General features: G+C 72.7%; 17 protein-coding genes. 14 read left to right on the top strand and 3 right to left on the bottom strand.

Going from position 1 to position 15445, the window contains the following annotated elements; genetic code table 11:
- Window positions 1-147 precede the first annotated feature (147 nt).
- The gene (locus WHN02_RS17760) at window positions 148-336 is read right to left on the bottom strand and encodes a DUF397 domain-containing protein (RefSeq protein ID WP_434739853.1); all 189 of its coding nucleotides are present in this window, start codon (window positions 334-336) and stop codon (window positions 148-150) included.
- Window positions 333-707 (bottom strand): Scr1 family TA system antitoxin-like transcriptional regulator, encoded by a 375-nt coding sequence (locus tag WHN02_RS17765; RefSeq protein WP_434739854.1) that lies wholly within the window; start codon window positions 705-707, stop codon window positions 333-335. Before WHN02_RS17765 ends, WHN02_RS17760 begins: the two co-directional genes overlap by 4 nt.
- Between WHN02_RS17765 and WHN02_RS17770 the strand changes: the two genes are divergently transcribed.
- The 13 genes from WHN02_RS17770 (at window position 615) to WHN02_RS17830 (ending at window position 13730) form a co-directional block, all read left to right on the top strand.
- Window positions 615-953, top strand: a complete 339-nt coding sequence (locus WHN02_RS17770; RefSeq protein ID WP_434739855.1) for a hypothetical protein — start codon at window positions 615-617, stop codon at window positions 951-953. The two genes, WHN02_RS17765 and WHN02_RS17770, sit on opposite strands and share 93 nt — an antisense overlap.
- Window positions 950-1741: a hypothetical protein gene (locus WHN02_RS17775; protein ID WP_434739856.1), complete on the top strand. Its 792-nt coding sequence runs from the start codon at window positions 950-952 to the stop codon at window positions 1739-1741. The genes WHN02_RS17770 and WHN02_RS17775 overlap by 4 nt, the downstream gene beginning before the upstream one ends.
- Window positions 1742-1798: 57 nt before the next feature.
- Window positions 1799-2788, top strand: coding sequence for a DUF5954 family protein (locus tag WHN02_RS17780; RefSeq protein WP_434739857.1), 990 nt, complete (start codon window positions 1799-1801; stop codon window positions 2786-2788).
- 27 nt (window positions 2789-2815) lie between these two features.
- Complete coding sequence (gene hrpB, locus WHN02_RS17785; protein ID WP_434739858.1) at window positions 2816-5293, top strand: ATP-dependent helicase HrpB; 2478 nt, start codon at window positions 2816-2818, stop codon at window positions 5291-5293.
- 126 nt (window positions 5294-5419) lie between these two features.
- Entirely contained in the window at window positions 5420-6076 is a 657-nt protein-coding gene (locus tag WHN02_RS17790; RefSeq protein ID WP_434739859.1) for a DsbA family protein, read from the top strand.
- Window positions 6073-6651, top strand: a complete 579-nt coding sequence (locus tag WHN02_RS17795; protein WP_434739860.1) for a vitamin K epoxide reductase family protein — start codon at window positions 6073-6075, stop codon at window positions 6649-6651. Before WHN02_RS17790 ends, WHN02_RS17795 begins: the two co-directional genes overlap by 4 nt.
- 217 nt (window positions 6652-6868) lie before the next feature.
- Entirely contained in the window at window positions 6869-9706 is a 2838-nt protein-coding gene (locus WHN02_RS17800; protein ID WP_434739861.1) for a Na+/H+ antiporter subunit A, read from the top strand.
- On the top strand, window positions 9703-10194 hold the full coding sequence (locus tag WHN02_RS17805; protein ID WP_434739862.1) for a Na(+)/H(+) antiporter subunit C: 492 nt from the start codon (window positions 9703-9705) through the stop codon (window positions 10192-10194). The genes WHN02_RS17800 and WHN02_RS17805 overlap by 4 nt, the downstream gene beginning before the upstream one ends.
- Window positions 10191-11768, top strand: coding sequence for a Na+/H+ antiporter subunit D (locus WHN02_RS17810; RefSeq protein WP_434739863.1), 1578 nt, complete (start codon window positions 10191-10193; stop codon window positions 11766-11768). The genes WHN02_RS17805 and WHN02_RS17810 overlap by 4 nt, the downstream gene beginning before the upstream one ends.
- Window positions 11765-12397 (top strand): Na+/H+ antiporter subunit E, encoded by a 633-nt coding sequence (locus WHN02_RS17815; RefSeq protein ID WP_434739864.1) that lies wholly within the window; start codon window positions 11765-11767, stop codon window positions 12395-12397. Before WHN02_RS17810 ends, WHN02_RS17815 begins: the two co-directional genes overlap by 4 nt.
- On the top strand, window positions 12394-12660 hold the full coding sequence (locus tag WHN02_RS17820; protein WP_350897122.1) for a monovalent cation/H+ antiporter complex subunit F: 267 nt from the start codon (window positions 12394-12396) through the stop codon (window positions 12658-12660). The genes WHN02_RS17815 and WHN02_RS17820 overlap by 4 nt, the downstream gene beginning before the upstream one ends.
- Window positions 12657-13040, top strand: coding sequence for a monovalent cation/H(+) antiporter subunit G (gene mnhG, locus WHN02_RS17825; protein WP_434739865.1), 384 nt, complete (start codon window positions 12657-12659; stop codon window positions 13038-13040). Before WHN02_RS17820 ends, mnhG begins: the two co-directional genes overlap by 4 nt.
- A 159-nt stretch (window positions 13041-13199) precedes the next feature.
- On the top strand, window positions 13200-13730 hold the full coding sequence (locus WHN02_RS17830) for a flavin reductase family protein (protein ID WP_434739866.1): 531 nt from the start codon (window positions 13200-13202) through the stop codon (window positions 13728-13730).
- Window positions 13731-13775: 45 nt separating this feature from the next.
- Here the strand turns inward: WHN02_RS17830 and WHN02_RS17835 are convergent, their stop codons facing one another.
- Window positions 13776-14630 (bottom strand): phosphotransferase family protein, encoded by an 855-nt coding sequence (locus WHN02_RS17835; protein WP_434739867.1) that lies wholly within the window; start codon window positions 14628-14630, stop codon window positions 13776-13778.
- A 161-nt stretch (window positions 14631-14791) separates the two neighbouring features.
- On the opposite strand from WHN02_RS17835, the gene WHN02_RS17840 reads away from it, so the two are divergent.
- On the top strand, window positions 14792-15373 hold the full coding sequence (locus tag WHN02_RS17840) for a sigma-70 family RNA polymerase sigma factor (RefSeq protein WP_434739868.1): 582 nt from the start codon (window positions 14792-14794) through the stop codon (window positions 15371-15373).
- Window positions 15374-15445: the final 72 nt, after the last annotated feature.

Genomic DNA, 15445 nt, shown 5'->3' on the forward strand with positions numbered 1-15445 from the left:
AGTGGGTGGAAAGACGGGAGGCAGCCACCTGCGAGGCCGACGGCCTCCCGGTTTCCGGGGACTGGCGCGCTTGGTGTCGTGGCGGGGGCATCAGCAACACAGGAGGCCGCCACCTGCGCGGGTGGCGACCTCCTGCCGTGCTGTGGTTCAGGCGCGCTTGGTGGTGTCCAGGAACGAGGTCCAGGCGGAGGGGGTGAAGACGAGGGCGGGTCCGGCGGGGTCCTTGCTGTCGCGGACGGCGACCACCCCGGTCAGGTTGTCGGCGACCTCGACGCAGTTGCCGCCGCTCGATCCGCTGCGGCTGGACTTGCGCCAGGTGGCGTCACTGAGGTTCATGCTGACCCTGCATCCTTCATCAGGTCGATGGACTGTCGGCGGGGGAGCGCCTCGTTCCGGACGTTCTCCCACGAGGCCAAGAGGGCGGCGATTCCGTCTTCCTTGTCGACCACGACTCCGCCGAGCGGCGTCTCCAGATTACCGATCCACCCGCCGTCCTCGGAACGGGCCAGGGCGAACGTCCGGCGAGGAGCTGTTCCACCTTGTCGTGCGAGAAGGTGTCGTTGAACCGGAGGATCGCCCGGGCGTAGTTCTGGCAGGAGCCACCGGAGCCGACGGTGAACCCCCTCGTCCCACCGGCGGCGGGTGACGCGTTCAGGGCCGGTGACCTCCTGCACGTCACCCGGGACGCCAGCGTCCAGTTCATCCACCCGATCGTCTTCCGGGTCATCCGGGTCCGGCACGAATGGCAGACCTATCACGGGTGGTTGTGGCTTGACGGTTACCAGGTGGACGACCGGGGCGAGGCGGTGCTCCGACGGACGATCTTCGTCAGACCGGCCGGGTTGCGCCGACTGACCCCTGCACCGTCGGTCACGCCGAAGCAGCGCCGTAATCGTGGTCCGGTCGTGTCGGGGGTCGATCGGCGTACCAATGGTCCAAAATATCCGGTGTGACGACGTGGCAGGTGGGACCCGACGGTGCGGTGGACCGGCCGGGCGGGTACGGGGTCGGGCAGCGGCCCGGTGCGGGGGCGACGGTGGTCGAGCGACCGGCGCTCGACTACTACCTGGTCCACCCGCCGGGTGGTCCCGGTGCCGGTCGACCGGTCGGGCTCCTGGTCGAGGAGTTCGTCTTCGGCGACGACCACGCCGCCGTCCGGCTCGACGGTGTCGGGTGGACGGCGGGGGAGCGGCGGTGGTGGGACTCGGCCGCGTTCAGTCGGGCGATCCGCGCCGACCGGCGGGTCCGGGAGCGGGTGGTCCCGGTGGACCGGTCCGCCGCCGAGGCGGTCCACCGGGGGTCGGGCGGCGACGACCTGCCGGACGAGGCGACTCTGCGCGGTCACTTCGGCGCGGGCGTCGCGCTACCGGCCGCTGCTCCGCTGCGACTCGGCGACGAGGTCACCGACGGGTACCGGGACACCCGGGTGTATCGGGTCCTCTTCGCCAACGCGTTGAGCTGGGACGGGCTGGCCCGGTTGCAGACCAGGTGGCGGATGACGATCGCCGAGGACGCCGCCGACCCCCGCGCCCGGGTGGTCGGCACCTCCCACCTGCGGGTCGGGGCGGACGCGTACACCTGGCAGGTGCGCCGGGTCGCCGGCGGCGCGGCCTGGTGCCTCGACGTCACCGTCGACCTCGCCTCGAACGGCGACGACACGGTACGCCCCCTGCTGCGGTCCCTGACCGCTGCGATGCGTGCCCAGGGGCTGATCCCGGTCACAGTGGAACGGTTCTCCTGATGACGTGGCGGCGCGGCGGCGTGGCTTTTCCGGCCGAGCGTCTACACACTGTGGGACGTGCGTGACGATGAGGTGATGCCGGCGGTCTCGGTGATCCGGGTGGCCCGCCGGGACGACCCGGTGAGTGCGGTGACCGAGGACGACGCCGCGCGGCGGGCGGCCGCGTACCCGACGGTTCGGCTCGGCGGGCCGATCTTCGGGCACGCCGAGGAGTTGCCCGACGGCCGGTGGCAGGTGACGGACCTCGACGAGTACACCCCCCAGGGTGCTCGGGACGGGCTCGCCGAACGCCTCCGGACCTGGCGGATGAAGGTCACCGACCCGGCCCTCGGGGCGGAGTTGGACGCCGTCGACGCGCTCCTGGACTGGGAGAAGATCGACGAGGCCACCGTCGCCGACCGCCGGTACCGGATCATCCGTACCGACACGTTCGCCCGGTTCGGCCCCGACGGCCCCGAACCGCCGCGCCCCACCGACCCGGACCCGCTGCCGCCCGGCACGACGACCCCGCTGCGCGCCACCCCCCTGGTGGTCGCCCCCGACGAACCGACGGGTCTGGCCCACGCCCTGCTCAAGACCGAGGTGCTGACCGCCCACTATCCCCGGGCCGGGGTCCGCCCCGACATGTACGACGACAGCGTCCAGGCCACCCGGACCCATCCCGGGGCGGTCATCCTCCCCACCCGGTACGCCGTCGCGGAGTGCGTCGGCGGACGCTGGCAGCCGGACAGCCTCGCCGTCGACACCCCGCAGGCAGCCCGGGACCTGCTGGCCGTCAACCTCCGTTACCTGGTGCCCCGCCTCGACGAACTCACCGCCGGGCAGACCCGGGCGTACGCGCGGGCCGCCGACGACCTCGACGCCACCCGGGCCGACGAGGTCACCGTTTTGGGGCGTCGGTTCCGGGTGACCCGGATCGAGGTCCTGCTCCGGTTCGGCCCGAACGGCCCGGAGGGTCCCCGCCCCTCCGACCATGACCCCGACGACCCACCGGAGGTGCACGCCGCCCGCCTCCGATCCGAGGGCCTTCTCTCCGACGAGCCCTGACCGTCGGCACTACGCCACACTGTCGGGGTGCTTCCCGCCGCCGACTCGATCGCCGACCTGCCCGTCCGGCAGGTCCTGCCCGACCTGACCGCCGCCCTGGACGACGCCGGTGCCGTGGTGCTGGTGGCCCCGCCCGGGACCGGGAAGACCACGCTGGTGCCCCTGGCCCTGGCCGATGCGGGCACCGGCCGGGTGGTGGTCGCCGAACCCCGTCGGGTGGCGGCCCGGGCGGCGGCCCGCCGGATGGCCTCGCTGCTCGGCGAGCCGGTCGGGGAGCGGGTCGGCTACACGGTGCGCGGGGACCGTCGGGTCGGGTCCGCGACCCGAGTGGAGGTGGTCACGACGGGTGTCCTGCTCCGGCGGCTGCACCGGGACCCGGAACTCGCCGGGGTCGACGCCGTGGTGCTCGACGAGTGCCACGAACGGCACCTCGACTCCGACCTGGCGCTCGCCTTCACCACCGAGGTACGCGCCGCCCTCCGGCCGGACCTGCGGCTGCTGGCCACCTCCGCGACCGCCGAGGCCGACCGGCTGGCCCAGGTGTTGGCCGCCCCGGTCGTGCAGGCGCACGCCGTCACGTACCCGGTCTCGGTGCACTGGTGCCCGCCGACCGGGCCGGTCGACCCGCCGCACGGCCTGCGGGTCGACCCCCGGCTGCTGGACCACGTCGCGGCGACCGTCCGGCGGGCCCTCGCCGACGGGCCGGGCGACGTGCTGGTGTTCCTGCCCGGCGCCCGGGAACTCGACACCGTCGCCACCCGGCTGGCCGGCACGGACGTCGACGTCGTCACCCTCCACGGTCGACAGGAGGCGGCCACCCAGGACGCGGCGCTGCGCCCCGGCCCCCGCCGTCGGGTGGTCCTGGCCACCTCGATCGCCGAGAGCAGCCTGACCGTCCCCGGGGTCCGCGCGGTGGTGGACGCGGGGCTCACCCGGGTCCCCCGGACCGACCACGGCCGGGGGTTGGGCACCCTCGTCACGGTGGCGGTGTCCCGGGCCTCGGCCACCCAGCGGGCCGGTCGGGCGGGTCGGGACGCGCCCGGCCGGGTCTACCGGTGCTGGTCGGCAGCGCAGCACGAGCGGCTGCCCGCCCACCCCGAACCGGAGATCGCCGTCGCCGACCTCACCGGGTTCGCCCTGGACCTGGCGCTGTGGGGACATCCCGACGGCACCGGGTTGGCCCTGCCCGACCCCCCGCCGTCCGGCGCGTTGCAGGTCGCCCGCGCCACCCTGTCCGCCCTCGGCGCGCTCGACGGCGACGGCCGGGTCACCGCGCGCGGGCGGGCCATCGCCGAGGCCGGCACCCATCCCCGGCTGGCCCGGGCGCTGATCGACGGCGCCCCGGCGGTCGGCACCGACCGGGCCGCCGAGGTGGTCGCCCTGCTCACCGAGGACGGCCCCGGTGGGGCCGGGGACGACCTGCCCGCCGCCGTCCGCCGCCGCCGGGCCGAGCGGTCCCCCGCCTGGCGTCAGGAGGTACGACGACTCGCCCGTACCCTGCCGAAGGTCCCGGCCACGGCGCTGCCCGACGACCTGGCCGCCGCCCTCGTGGTGGGCCTGGCCTACCCGGAGCGGGTGGCCCGGCTCCGCCGAACCGGTGGCACGTCCTACCTGATGGCCGGGGGGACCGCCGCCGACCTGATGCCGGGGACCAGGCTCACCGCGAGCGAGTGGGTGGCGGTCGCCGCCGCGGACCGGGCACCCGGTGCGCCCACCGCGCGGATCCGACTCGCCGCCCCGTTGGACGAGGCGACCGCCCGGCAGGCCGCGGCCACCCTGCTCACCGAGGCGACCGAGGTGACCTGGGCCGACGGGCAGGTGCAGGCCCGGACGTCCCACCGCCTCGGCGCGATCACCCTCGTCGAGCGGCCGCTGACCGACCCCGACCCGGCCCTGGTCCGGGCGGCTCTGCTCGACGGGTTCGCCGAGGCCGGGCTGACCCTGCTGACCTGGTCCCGCGAGGCGGTGGAACTCCGCCACCGGCTCGCCTTCTGCCACGCCGCCCTCGGTGAGCCGTGGCCCGACGTCACCGACGCCGCCCTCTGCGCCACCGTCGGCGACTGGCTGGCCCCGGAGCTGACCCGGGCCCGCCGCCGCGCCGACCTGGCCCGGATCGACGTGGTCGGGGCGCTACGGCGGCTGCTGCCCTGGCCGCAGGCGGCCCGGCTCGACGAGTACGCCCCGGAGCGGATCGAGGTGCCCAGCGGTTCCCGGGTCCGCGTCGACTACACCGACCCGGACGCCCCGGTCCTCGCCGTCAAGGTGCAGGAGGTGTTCGGCTGGACCGCCGCGCCCCTGCTGGCCGGGGGACGGGTGCCGGTGCTGCTGCACCTGCTCTCCCCGGCGGGCCGCCCGGTGGCTGTCACCCGGGACCTGCCCTCCTTCTGGCGTACCGGCTATCCCCGGGTCCGTGCCGAACTGCGCGGACGCTACCCCCGTCACCCCTGGCCGGAGGACCCCACCACCGCCGTGGCGACCCGACGGGCGGCACCCCGACGCAGGTGACCCCCCACCCGTCGTGGACGTCCAGCCGTCGTTCAGGTTCTGCCAGGCAAACCCCCGGTCGACCCGGGTAGCCTCCGACGTCGGACCGACCCGGGGTATCGACCCCGGTCGTCGAGGGCGGGGGCGATGACGAGGAACACGCGGATGACGCTGGCGCTGATCGCGGCGGTGGTGCTCGGGGTGACCGGACTGCTGGTGGTCGACCGGGCCGACCGTCCCGCCGCCCCGGCCGCCGAGGGGTCGGTCGACCCGGCGGTGCTGGTCCGGGCGGACAGCCACCGGCTCGCCACCGCCGAGGACGGGGTCACCCTTGTGGAGTTCCTCGACTTCGAGTGCGAGGGCTGCCTGGCGGCGTACCCGGCGGTGCAGCGGATCCTCGACACCTACCAGGGGCAGGTGACAGTCGTGGTGCGGTACTTCCCGATGCCCGGTCACCCCAACTCCGACCTCGCCGCCCAGGCCGCGCAGGCCGCCGCCAACCAGGGGCGGTTCGCCGAGATGTACGCCCGGCTGTTCGAGGGGCAGCCGACCTGGGGGCACCGGCAGGACCCGCAGACCGAGGTCTTCGTCGGGTACGCCAGGACCCTCGGGTTGGACGTGGAGCGCTTCCGGCAGGACCTGACCGACCCGGCCACCGCCGCCCGGATCGCCGCCGACCGGGCCGACGGCGAGGCCGCCGGGGTGACCGGCACGCCGACCTTCTTCGTCGACGGCCGACCCCTGACCCACCTGCGGACCGAGGCGGACCTGGTCGCCGCGATCGACGACGCCCTGGCCGGATGAGTCGCTTCCTCGACCGGGTCACCGCCTGGGTGCTCGCCCTCGGTGGGGCGATCGGGCTGGTCGCCGCCACCGCCCTCACCGTCGAGAAGATCAACCTGATCGCCGACCCCGACTACCTGCCCCGGTGCAGCCTCAACCCGGTGCTGTCCTGCGGCTCGGTGATGAGCACCTGGCAGGCCGAGGTGTTCGGGATACCCAACCCGTTGCTCGGCATCGCCGGGTTCGCCGTGGCGGGCACCGTCGGCGTGGTGCTGCTCACCGGGGTCCGGCTGCCCGGTTGGTTCTGGCTGGGCCTCCAGGCCGGTGTGACGTTCGGCGTGGTCCTGGTGCACTGGCTGATCTACCAGAGCCTCTACGTCATCGGGGCGCTCTGCCCGTACTGCATGGTGGTGTGGGCGGTCACCATCCCCGTCTTCCTCTACAGCACCCTGGGCACCCTGCGCCGGTTCCGGCCCGACGGCCGGGTGACGCGGACCGTCGGGACGTACCACAGTCTCTTCCTGGTCGTCTGGTACGCGACGGTGCTCGCCGCGGTGCTGCACCGGTTCTGGGACTACTGGCGCACCCTCGTGTGAGCGTCGTCGCGGTGACGGACGCACGGTTGGGCGGGCCTGTTCGCGGTGGGTCGGTAAGGGCCGAATGCCTGATCACCCCTGCCGGATTTCGAGGTTTTCGCTGGCTGGAACACGGTGTTTACCGGCCCGACGCCGATGAGGTGGGTCACCACCTGTGCGGTTGGGGGTGTACCCCGGTAGGGTAGTGGGACCGATTGTTGATCTCTGGGGAGGTTGTGTGCTGGTCCTGGTGGCGGTCCATGCGCTCGCAGCTGTGGTCGCCCCGGCTCTGGTGCGCAGGTGGGGACCCCGAGCTCTGTACCTGGTGGCGTTACCGCCGGCGGCCACGTTGGTGTGGGCACTCGCCCACACCGGTCAGGTCCGAAACGGCGACCCACTGGTGCAGGTCGTGCCCTGGGTGCCGCAGGTCGGGTTGGAGATCGCCCTGCGGATGGGCACCCTCGCCTGGCTGATGGTGGTACTCGTCGGTGGTGTCGGCGCTCTCGTCCTCGCCTACAGCGCCCGCTACTTCACCGCGGGCGACCCCGGGTTGGGTCGCTTCGCCGCAGTGTTCGTGGCGTTCGCCGGGGCGATGCTCGGGTTGGTGGTCTCCGACGACCTCGTCCTGCTGTACGTGTTCTGGGAGCTGACCACTGTCTTCTCCTACCTGCTGATCGGCTACGACCCGGCCAAACGGTCCAGCCGGCAGGCCGCCATGCAGGCGCTGCTGGTCACCACCCTCGGTGGCCTGGCCATGCTCGCCGGCTTCATCATGCTCGGTCAGCACGCGGGGAGCTACCGCTGGTCGGAGGTCTCCCAGAACCTGCCCGGCGGGGGTTACCTGTCGGTCGCCCTGATCCTGATCCTGCTCGGCGCGCTCAGCAAGTCGGCGATCTTCCCGTTCAGCTTCTGGCTGCCGGGCGCGATGGCCGCGCCCACCCCGGTCAGCGCGTACCTGCACGCCGCCGCGATGGTCAAGGCCGGTGTCTTCCTGGTCGCCCTCCTGGGGCCCGCCGTCGGCGAGGTCTTCGCGTGGCGGACGACACTGCTCGCCGGTGGCCTGATCACCATGTTCCTCGGTGCCTGGGCGGCGCTGCGGCAGGTCGACATCAAGCTCCTGCTGGCGTACGGCACCGTCAGCCAACTCGGTCTGCTGATGGTGGTCCTCGGCGGAGGCACCCGCGACCTCGCGCTCGCCGGTGTGGCGATGGTCCTGGCCCACGCTCTGTTCAAGGCCACGCTCTTCCTCGTCGTCGGGATCGTCGACCACAAGACCGGCACCCGGGACGTCCGGGAACTCAGCGGTCTGGGTCGTCGCCTCCCGGTCCTGGCCGGGGTGGCCGGGCTGGCCGCCGCCTCGATGGCGGGCCTGCCGCCGATGGCCGGGTTCGTCGCCAAGGAGGCCGCCTTCGAGGGCTTCCTGCACGGCAGCGGCACCGACCGGGTGGTCCTGGCCGGGCTGGTGCTCGGCTCGGCGTTGACGGTGGCGTACACGCTGCGGTTCCTCTGGGGTGCCTTCGCCACCAAGCCCGACGTCGCCCCGACCGAGGCGGCCGACCCGGGGTGGGCGTTCCTCGCCCCGGCGGCCCTGCTGGCGGTCGCTGGCCTGGCCGTCGGAGCGGCGGCCCCCGCCATCGACACGGTCCTCGCGCCCCACGCCGACCAGTACTCCACCGGCACCGACCCCGGCTACCACCTCGCCCTCTGGCACGGGCTCACCCTGGCCCTGGGCCTGTCGGTGGTCGCCGTCGGTGCCGGTGCGGGACTGTTCCTCCTCCTGCAACGCCGCAAGCTGCACCCGGCGCTGCGGCTGCCGTTCGACGGCGGGACCGCGTACCACAAGGTCAACGCCGGGCTGGACCGGCTGGCGGTGGAGCTGACCGGTGCCACCCAGCGTGGTTCGCTGCCGTTCTACCTCGGCGTCATCCTGGTCGTGATGGTGGTGCTGCCCGGTAGCGTGCTGCTGGCGGGTGCTCCGTGGCCGCAGCGGTTCCAGCTCTGGGACACCCCGTTGCAGGCCGTGGCCGGAGCGGTGGTCGTCGTCGCGGCGATCGGCGCCGCCCGCGCCATGCGCCGACTGACCGCCATGATCCTGGTCGGGGTCGCCGGATACGGCATCGCGATGCTGTTCATCCTGCACGGCGCGCCCGACCTCGCGTTGACCCAGTTCCTGGTGGAGACCGTCACGATCGTCATGTTCGTGCTGGTGCTGCGCCGGTTGCCGGCGAAGTTCTCCGAACGGCCGATCCGGTCCAGCCGACGCGGTCGCATCGCGATCGGGGTGGCCGTCGGCGCGGTGACCGCCGGGATGGCGTACGTCGCCGCGGGCGGCCGGTTGGCCGATCCGATCTCGCTGCTCTTCCCCGAGCAGGCGCTGTCGTTCGGCGGCGGCAAGAACGTGGTGAACGTGACCCTCGTCGACATCCGGGCCTGGGACACCATGGGTGAGATCGCGGTGCTGGTCGTGGCGGCCACGGGTGTGGCGAGCCTGATCTTCCGCCGGACCCGCGACCTCGACCAGCGCAGTTCCATCCCACGTCAGGACGGCGGCGCCACCGACAAACCCCGGTGGCTGCGCTCGGGTACCGGGGTGGAGGCCCGCCGGCAGTCGGTGATCCTCCAGGTGGTCACCCGACTGCTGTTCCACGCGATCGTGCTCTTCTCGGTCTACCTGCTCTTCTCCGGGCACAACGCCCCGGGTGGCGGGTTCGCCGCCGGTCTGGTCGCCGGCCTCGCCCTGGCCGTCCGGTACCTCGCCGGTGGGCGGACGGAGTTGAACCACGCCGCCCCGGTGGACGCCGGTGCGGTGCTGGGCGCGGGTCTGTTCGTGGCGGTCGGGACCGGGGTGGCAGCGGTCCTGATGGGCGGCGACTTCCTCCAGACCGCACTGTTGGACTTCTACGTTCCGGTGCTGGGCAAGGTCCACTTCGTCACGTCGGTCTTCTTCGACGTCGGCGTCTACCTCATCGTGGTCGGCCTGGTACTGGACATCCTGCGCAGCCTCGGTGCCGAGATGGACCGGCAGACCGAGGCCGAGGAGCAGGACGAGGTACGGACGACGAAGGAGCTGGTGTGACCCCGAACCTCACCTACGTGGTCGTGGTCGGCGTGCTCTTCGCCGCCGGTGTGACCCTGCTGTTGGAACGCAGCCTGACCCGGGTGCTGATGGGCGTCATCCTGCTCGGCAACGGGGCCAACCTGCTGTTGCTCACCGGAGGCCGGGCCGGTGGTGCGCCCATCGTGGGCACCACCCCGGAGGAGGAGATGAGCGACCCGCTGCCGCAGGCGATGGTGCTCACCGCCATCGTCATCACCCTCGGGATGACGGCGTTCCTGTTGGCCTTGGCGTATCGCAGCTGGCACCTGGTCGGACACGACGAGGTGCAGGACGACGTGGAGGACCGCCGGATCATGGAGTTGGCCGACCGCGACGAGGGCCCCGGCACCTCCGACTTCGGCGAGGGTGACGGCGACGAATCCGACGACGGGCCGACGACGGGCACGACCACGGCGTCCGACGCCGACCGTAAGACGGCGGCAGGCGAGACGGGGAGGCCCCGATGAACTGGCTCGTTCCTCTGCCGGTGGTCATGCCGCTGCTCGGCGCCGGCCTGGCCCTGATGCTCGCCGGGCGGCCTCGCGCCCAGCGGCTGGTCAGTCTGACCGTGCTCACCGCCACCGTGGCGGTGGCCGCCACCCTGCTGCTGCGCACCACCGTCGACGGGCCGCTGGTGTTGGCGGTCGGCGGGTGGGCCGCACCGTTGGGCATCGTGCTGGTCGCCGACCAACTCGCCGCGTTGATGCTCGTGGTGTCGGCCACTGTGACCCTCTGCGTCCTCGTCTACTCCATCGGGCAGGGTATGGCCGACGGCGACGAGGAGACGCCGATGTCGGTCTACCACCCGACGTACCTGGTGCTGACCGCCGGTGTCTGCAACGCGTTCCTCTCCGGTGACCTGTTCAACCTCTACGTCGGGTTCGAGATCCTGCTGGTCGCCAGCTACGTCCTGCTCACGCTGGGCAGCACGGAGACCCGGATCCGGGCCGGTACGACGTACGTGGTGGTCAGCCTCCTGTCCTCGCTGATCTTCCTGGTCGCCATCGGTCTGGTGTACGCCTCGACCGGTACGCTCAACCTGGCCCAGCTCGTGGACCGGCTCGACGCGCTCCCGGACAACCTGCGCCTGCTCCTGCAGGGCATGCTGCTGCTGGCGTTCGGCATCAAGGCGGCGGTGTTCCCGCTGTCGGCCTGGCTGCCGGACAGCTATCCGACCGCCCCGGCGCCGGTGACCGCTGTCTTCGCGGGCCTGCTCACCAAGGTCGGCGTCTACGCCATCATCCGGACCGAGACCCTGCTCTTCCCGGGTGGCCGGACGGCGACCCTGCTGCTGGTGGTGGCCGGCCTGACGATGATCGTCGGTATCCTCGGCGCCGTCGCCCAGTCCGACATCAAACGATTGTTGTCGTTCACCCTGATCAGCCACATCGGGTACATGCTGTTCGGGGTGGGGCTCACCACCCAGCTCGGGCTCTCCGCGGCGATCTTCTACGTGGTGCACCACATCACCATCCAGACCACGCTCTTCCTCGCCGCAGGTCTGGTGGAACGCCGTGGGGGCAGCACCGCGCTGGATCGCCTCGGCGGTCTGGCCAGACTGTCACCGCTGCTGGGCATCCTGTTCTTCATACCCGCGTTGAACCTGGCCGGGATCCCACCGTTCTCCGGGTTCCTCGGCAAGCTCGGCCTGGTGCAGGCCGGCGTCGACAACGGCGGGCCGTTGGCCTGGACGCTCGTCGCCGCCGGGCTGGTGACCAGCCTGTTGACCCTGTACGCCACCGCCCGGGTGTGGAACCTGGCCTTCTGGCGGGCGCCGCACGCCGACATGCCCGGTCCGCAGGACACCGTGCACACCACCCGGGCCGCCGGTGCCATGGAGCCCTACGAGGTGCCCGACAAGGGCTTCTCGGGGGCGATGATGCCCCGGCTGATGGTCGCGCCGACCATCGCGCTCGTGGTGTTCGGTCTGGCGCTGACGGTGGTGGCCGGGCCCCTGTTCGACATCAGCACCGACGCCGCCGAGGACCTGATGCGGCGGGCACCGTACGTGGAAGCCGTCTACCCGGGTGGTACGCCGTGAGCGCCGAGCCGACCGTGACGAAGGACCAGATCGAGCAGCCGAACCCGCCGCTGAGCCGGCAGGCGCGGCGGCGCAACAAGATCGTGGCGGTGATCGGCCTGATCATCGTCTGGGTGCTGCTCTGGGGCACCCTGAGCTGGGCCAACATCCTCGGTGGGCTGGTGGTCGCGCTGGTGGTGCTGTCGGTCTTCCCGCTGCCCCCGGTGACCTTCGCCGGGCGGGTCCGACCGGTGGCGTTCGTGCGGTTCTGGCTGCGGTTCGCCCTGGACCTCCTGGTGGCCAGTGTGGAGATCGCCTGGCTGGCGTTCCGGTTCGGGCACGTCCCGCACAGCGCGATCATCGCGGTGCCGCTGCGGATCAACTCGGACCTCAACCTCACCCTCACCGCCGAGGCGCTGTCCCTGGTCCCGGGAAGTCTCATCCTTGAGGTGGACCGGGGCAACGGGATCCTCTACGTGCACGTGATCAACGTCCGGACCCGTGACGAGGTGGAACGGTTCCGCGACAGCGTCCTGGAGTTGGAGGCGCGGATCGTCGCCGCCATCGGCTCCGACGAGGAGATCCGCCGGCTGGCGGAGCCGCCGCCTGCCATCCCGGAACCGGTCGACGTGGAAGGAGCCCCGAGATGACCGTCGTCGCCGTGATCGTCACCGTCCTGCTCGCCGTGGCCGGTGGGCTCACCATGTTCCGGATGCTGCGGGGGCCGTCGATCCTGGACCGCGCCGTGGCCACCGACGTCCTGCTGGCCGTCATGGTCGCCGGGATCGCCGCCGAGGCCGCGTACAGCAAGGACAGCACCGCCCTGCCGGTGCTCGTCGTCCTCGCCATCCTCGGGTTCATCGGCTCGGTGAGCGTGGCCCGGTTCGCCGTACGGAAGAATGACAGCCAATGAGCGTGGACGCCGTCCTGGACATCATCGCTGCGGTCTGCCTCATCGCCGGGGCGCTGCTCTGCCTCGCCGCCGGGGTGGCCCTGGTCCGCTTCCCCGACCTGCTGACCCGGATGCACGCCTCGGCGAAGCCGCAGGTGCTCGGTCTGCTGCTGGTGCTGGTCGGGGCCGGGCTGCGACTGCGGGACGGGGTGGACGTGACCACCCTGGTCCTGGTGGGCCTGTTCCAGTTGGCCACCGCCCCGGTGGCGGCGCACATGGTCGGCCGGGCCGCGTACCCGGGTCAGCAGATCCGTAGCGACCTGCTGATCACCGACGAGTTGGCCGCGCACCTCGACCGGATCACCCAGGACCGCCGGGACGGGGCTGCCACCCCGTCCTGAGCCGCCCCGGCGGTTCCCCCGGTCCGTGCCGGAGCGGGGGCCCGGCGTTTCGGATTAACCTACTAAACCTGTAGGGATTGCATTGAATCAGGGACGCGGGTTAGATTCGTGCCCCGGACCCGCCGACCAGGCGGGGGCAACGGCACCGGAAGGACCGGGATGACCCTCTCCCTCGGCCCGCAGTCCGCACCAGCCGTCGACGCCGACGTCGACACGCTCCGCGCGGCGCTCCGCCACCAGGCCAGCACCGTCACGGTGGTGACCGCACCGGGGGCACCCCCGGTCGGCTTCACCGCCACCTCGTTCACCTCCGTCTCCCTCGACCCGCCGCTGGTGTCGTTCTGCCTCGACGTCGGGTCGACGAGCTGGCCCACGGTCTCCACCAGCCGACACGTCGCAGTGCACCTGCTCGGCGAGGGCCAGCGGGACCTGGCGCAGCGCTTCGCCACCGGCGGGATCGACAGGTTCGCCGCACCGACCCGGTGGCGACCCGGACCCGAGGGGGTGCCGATCCTCGACGGCACCCTGGCCTGGCTGCTCTGCCGGGTCGTGGAACGGGTCGTCGCCGGAGACCACGTGATAGTGCTCGCCGAGCCGGAGCTGGTCCGGCCCGCCGACGCCGGTTCACCCCTGCTGCGCCACCAGGGCCGGTACGTCGGCCTCGACCAGACCGGCCCGGACCGCGCCTGAACCGACCGGTGTCGGCGTCGCCCGCGTACCCGTCGAGCAGGTTCCTCAGTCCGGGTCACTGAAGGTACGGGTGAGGGCGGCCAGCGCGGCGTCGGCGTACCGGCGGGGTCCGTCGGCGAGCCCGAAGGCGAGATCCTCGACGAGCGCGCACCGGGCGTGGAACACCACCCGGTGCGGCAGGTGCGCGTCGGTAGGGCCGGTGAGCCCGTCGACGACCGCCCCCGTCGGCCCCGGCCCCAGGTCACGGTAGAGCCGACCCAGGTCCCGGGCGGGATCGGTGGTGGCCGCGTCGGACCAGTCGATGACGCCTGTCAACCGGGTGCCGGTGCCGTCGGCGAGCAGGTGCTCGGCGCCGAGGTCGGCGTGGCAGAACCTCCCGGCCGGTGGCTCCGGTGGCGGCGTACCGGCCAGGAAGTCCGCCACCAGCCGGTGCTGCGCAGGGGAGAGGACCGGGGCGATCACCGGCATGGTCGCGGCGGCCTCGGCCAGGTGGTCGCCGAGTGGATCGGCGTCGACCGGGGCGAGGTCGGTGGGGAGTGCGTACACCGCGTCGAGGAAGGCGGTGAGCTGATCCACCAACCGCCACGGGTCGGGGCAGGGCGACTCCAGCAGCGAGGTGCCGGGCAGCCGCCGCAGCAGGAGCAGTCCCGCCTCGGGTGCGGCGGCCACCACAGTGGGAACCGGGACCGGGGAGACCCGCCCGACCGCGTCGAGCACCCGGATCTCCCGTTCGACGGCCGCCGCGCCCCCGGGGCCGTCGAGCCGGGGCCGCCGTAGCACCAGGTCGCCGTCGACGGCGTAGGCCACGTGGTCGGTCCCGGCCCCGAGCGGCACCGGTACGGGCAGGTCCGGGCGGCCCACCAGTCGTCGGAGCGCCGCCAGGTCCTCGTCGGCGATCATCGGACCGACCGTAGCAGGACCCCCTGTACGCCCGCTGCTGCTGGTCACCGTCGTACCGGCGTCGATCCGGGAAACCCACAGATGGTCCATCCCGGGGAACTTCGCAGCCGCCACGAACGACCAATGGTCGCTGGGAACGACGCGGCGGAAAGGGTGGCACAGTGACCGGTCCGGAGTCGACTGACGAGATCACCGGTTACGCGCTCGCCGCCGGACGTGGTGACCGGTCGGCGGCGGCCAGCCTGATCCGCGCCACCCAGCACGACGTCCGGCGGTTCCTGGTGCACCTGGCCGGGGTGCGCGAGGTCGACGACCTGATCCAGGAGACCTACCTGCGGGCCTGGCGCAGCCTGCCCGGGTTCGCCGGGCGGTCGTCGGCCCGGACCTGGCTGTTCACCATCGCCCGTCGGGTGGCGGTGGACCAGGTGCGGGCGGCGGTGGCCCGTCCCCGGACCACCGGGGTCCCCGACTGGCAGCGGTTCGCCGACGGCGGCGCCGCCCCCGCCCAACCCGAGCCGGACGGCGAGATCATCCTCCGGCAGTTGATCGACGGGTTGGCCCCGGAGCGGCGGGAGGCGTTCGTGGCCACCCAGGTCGTCGGACTGTCGTACGCCGAGGCGGCCCGGGTCTGCGGCTGCCCGGTCGGCACCATCAGGTCCCGGGTCGCCCGGGCCCGCGAGGACCTGGCCACCGCGCTGACCACCCCCCTGTCCCAGCCGGTACGCCGTCGTCAGGTCGGCTGACGCGATTCTCGCTGCCGTCGTCTCGAACCGTGGAGCGGCCGAGGCCGTAGAGAGACCGTACGGTAGGCAGAA

Source organism: Micromonospora sp. SH-82 (assembly GCF_051132485.1).
GTDB lineage: Bacteria > Actinomycetota > Actinomycetes > Mycobacteriales > Micromonosporaceae > Micromonospora.

Bases quoted from the DNA above. Each gene is read 5' to 3' on its own strand.
- WHN02_RS17830 (WP_434739866.1), top strand. From the start codon at position 13,200: ATGACCCTCTCCCTCGGCCCGCAGTCCGCACCAGCCGTCGACGCCGAC.
- WHN02_RS17820 (WP_350897122.1), top strand. From the start codon at position 12,394: ATGACCGTCGTCGCCGTGATCGTCACCGTCCTGCTCGCCGTGGCCGGT.
- WHN02_RS17790 (WP_434739859.1), top strand. From the start codon at position 5,420: ATGACGAGGAACACGCGGATGACGCTGGCGCTGATCGCGGCGGTGGTG.
- WHN02_RS17810 (WP_434739863.1), top strand. From the start codon at position 10,191: ATGAACTGGCTCGTTCCTCTGCCGGTGGTCATGCCGCTGCTCGGCGCC.
- WHN02_RS17835 (WP_434739867.1), bottom strand. From the start codon at position 14,630: ATGATCGCCGACGAGGACCTGGCGGCGCTCCGACGACTGGTGGGCCGC.
- mnhG (WP_434739865.1), top strand. From the start codon at position 12,657: ATGAGCGTGGACGCCGTCCTGGACATCATCGCTGCGGTCTGCCTCATC.
- WHN02_RS17795 (WP_434739860.1), top strand. From the start codon at position 6,073: ATGAGTCGCTTCCTCGACCGGGTCACCGCCTGGGTGCTCGCCCTCGGT.
- WHN02_RS17760 (WP_434739853.1), bottom strand. From the start codon at position 336: ATGAACCTCAGTGACGCCACCTGGCGCAAGTCCAGCCGCAGCGGATCG.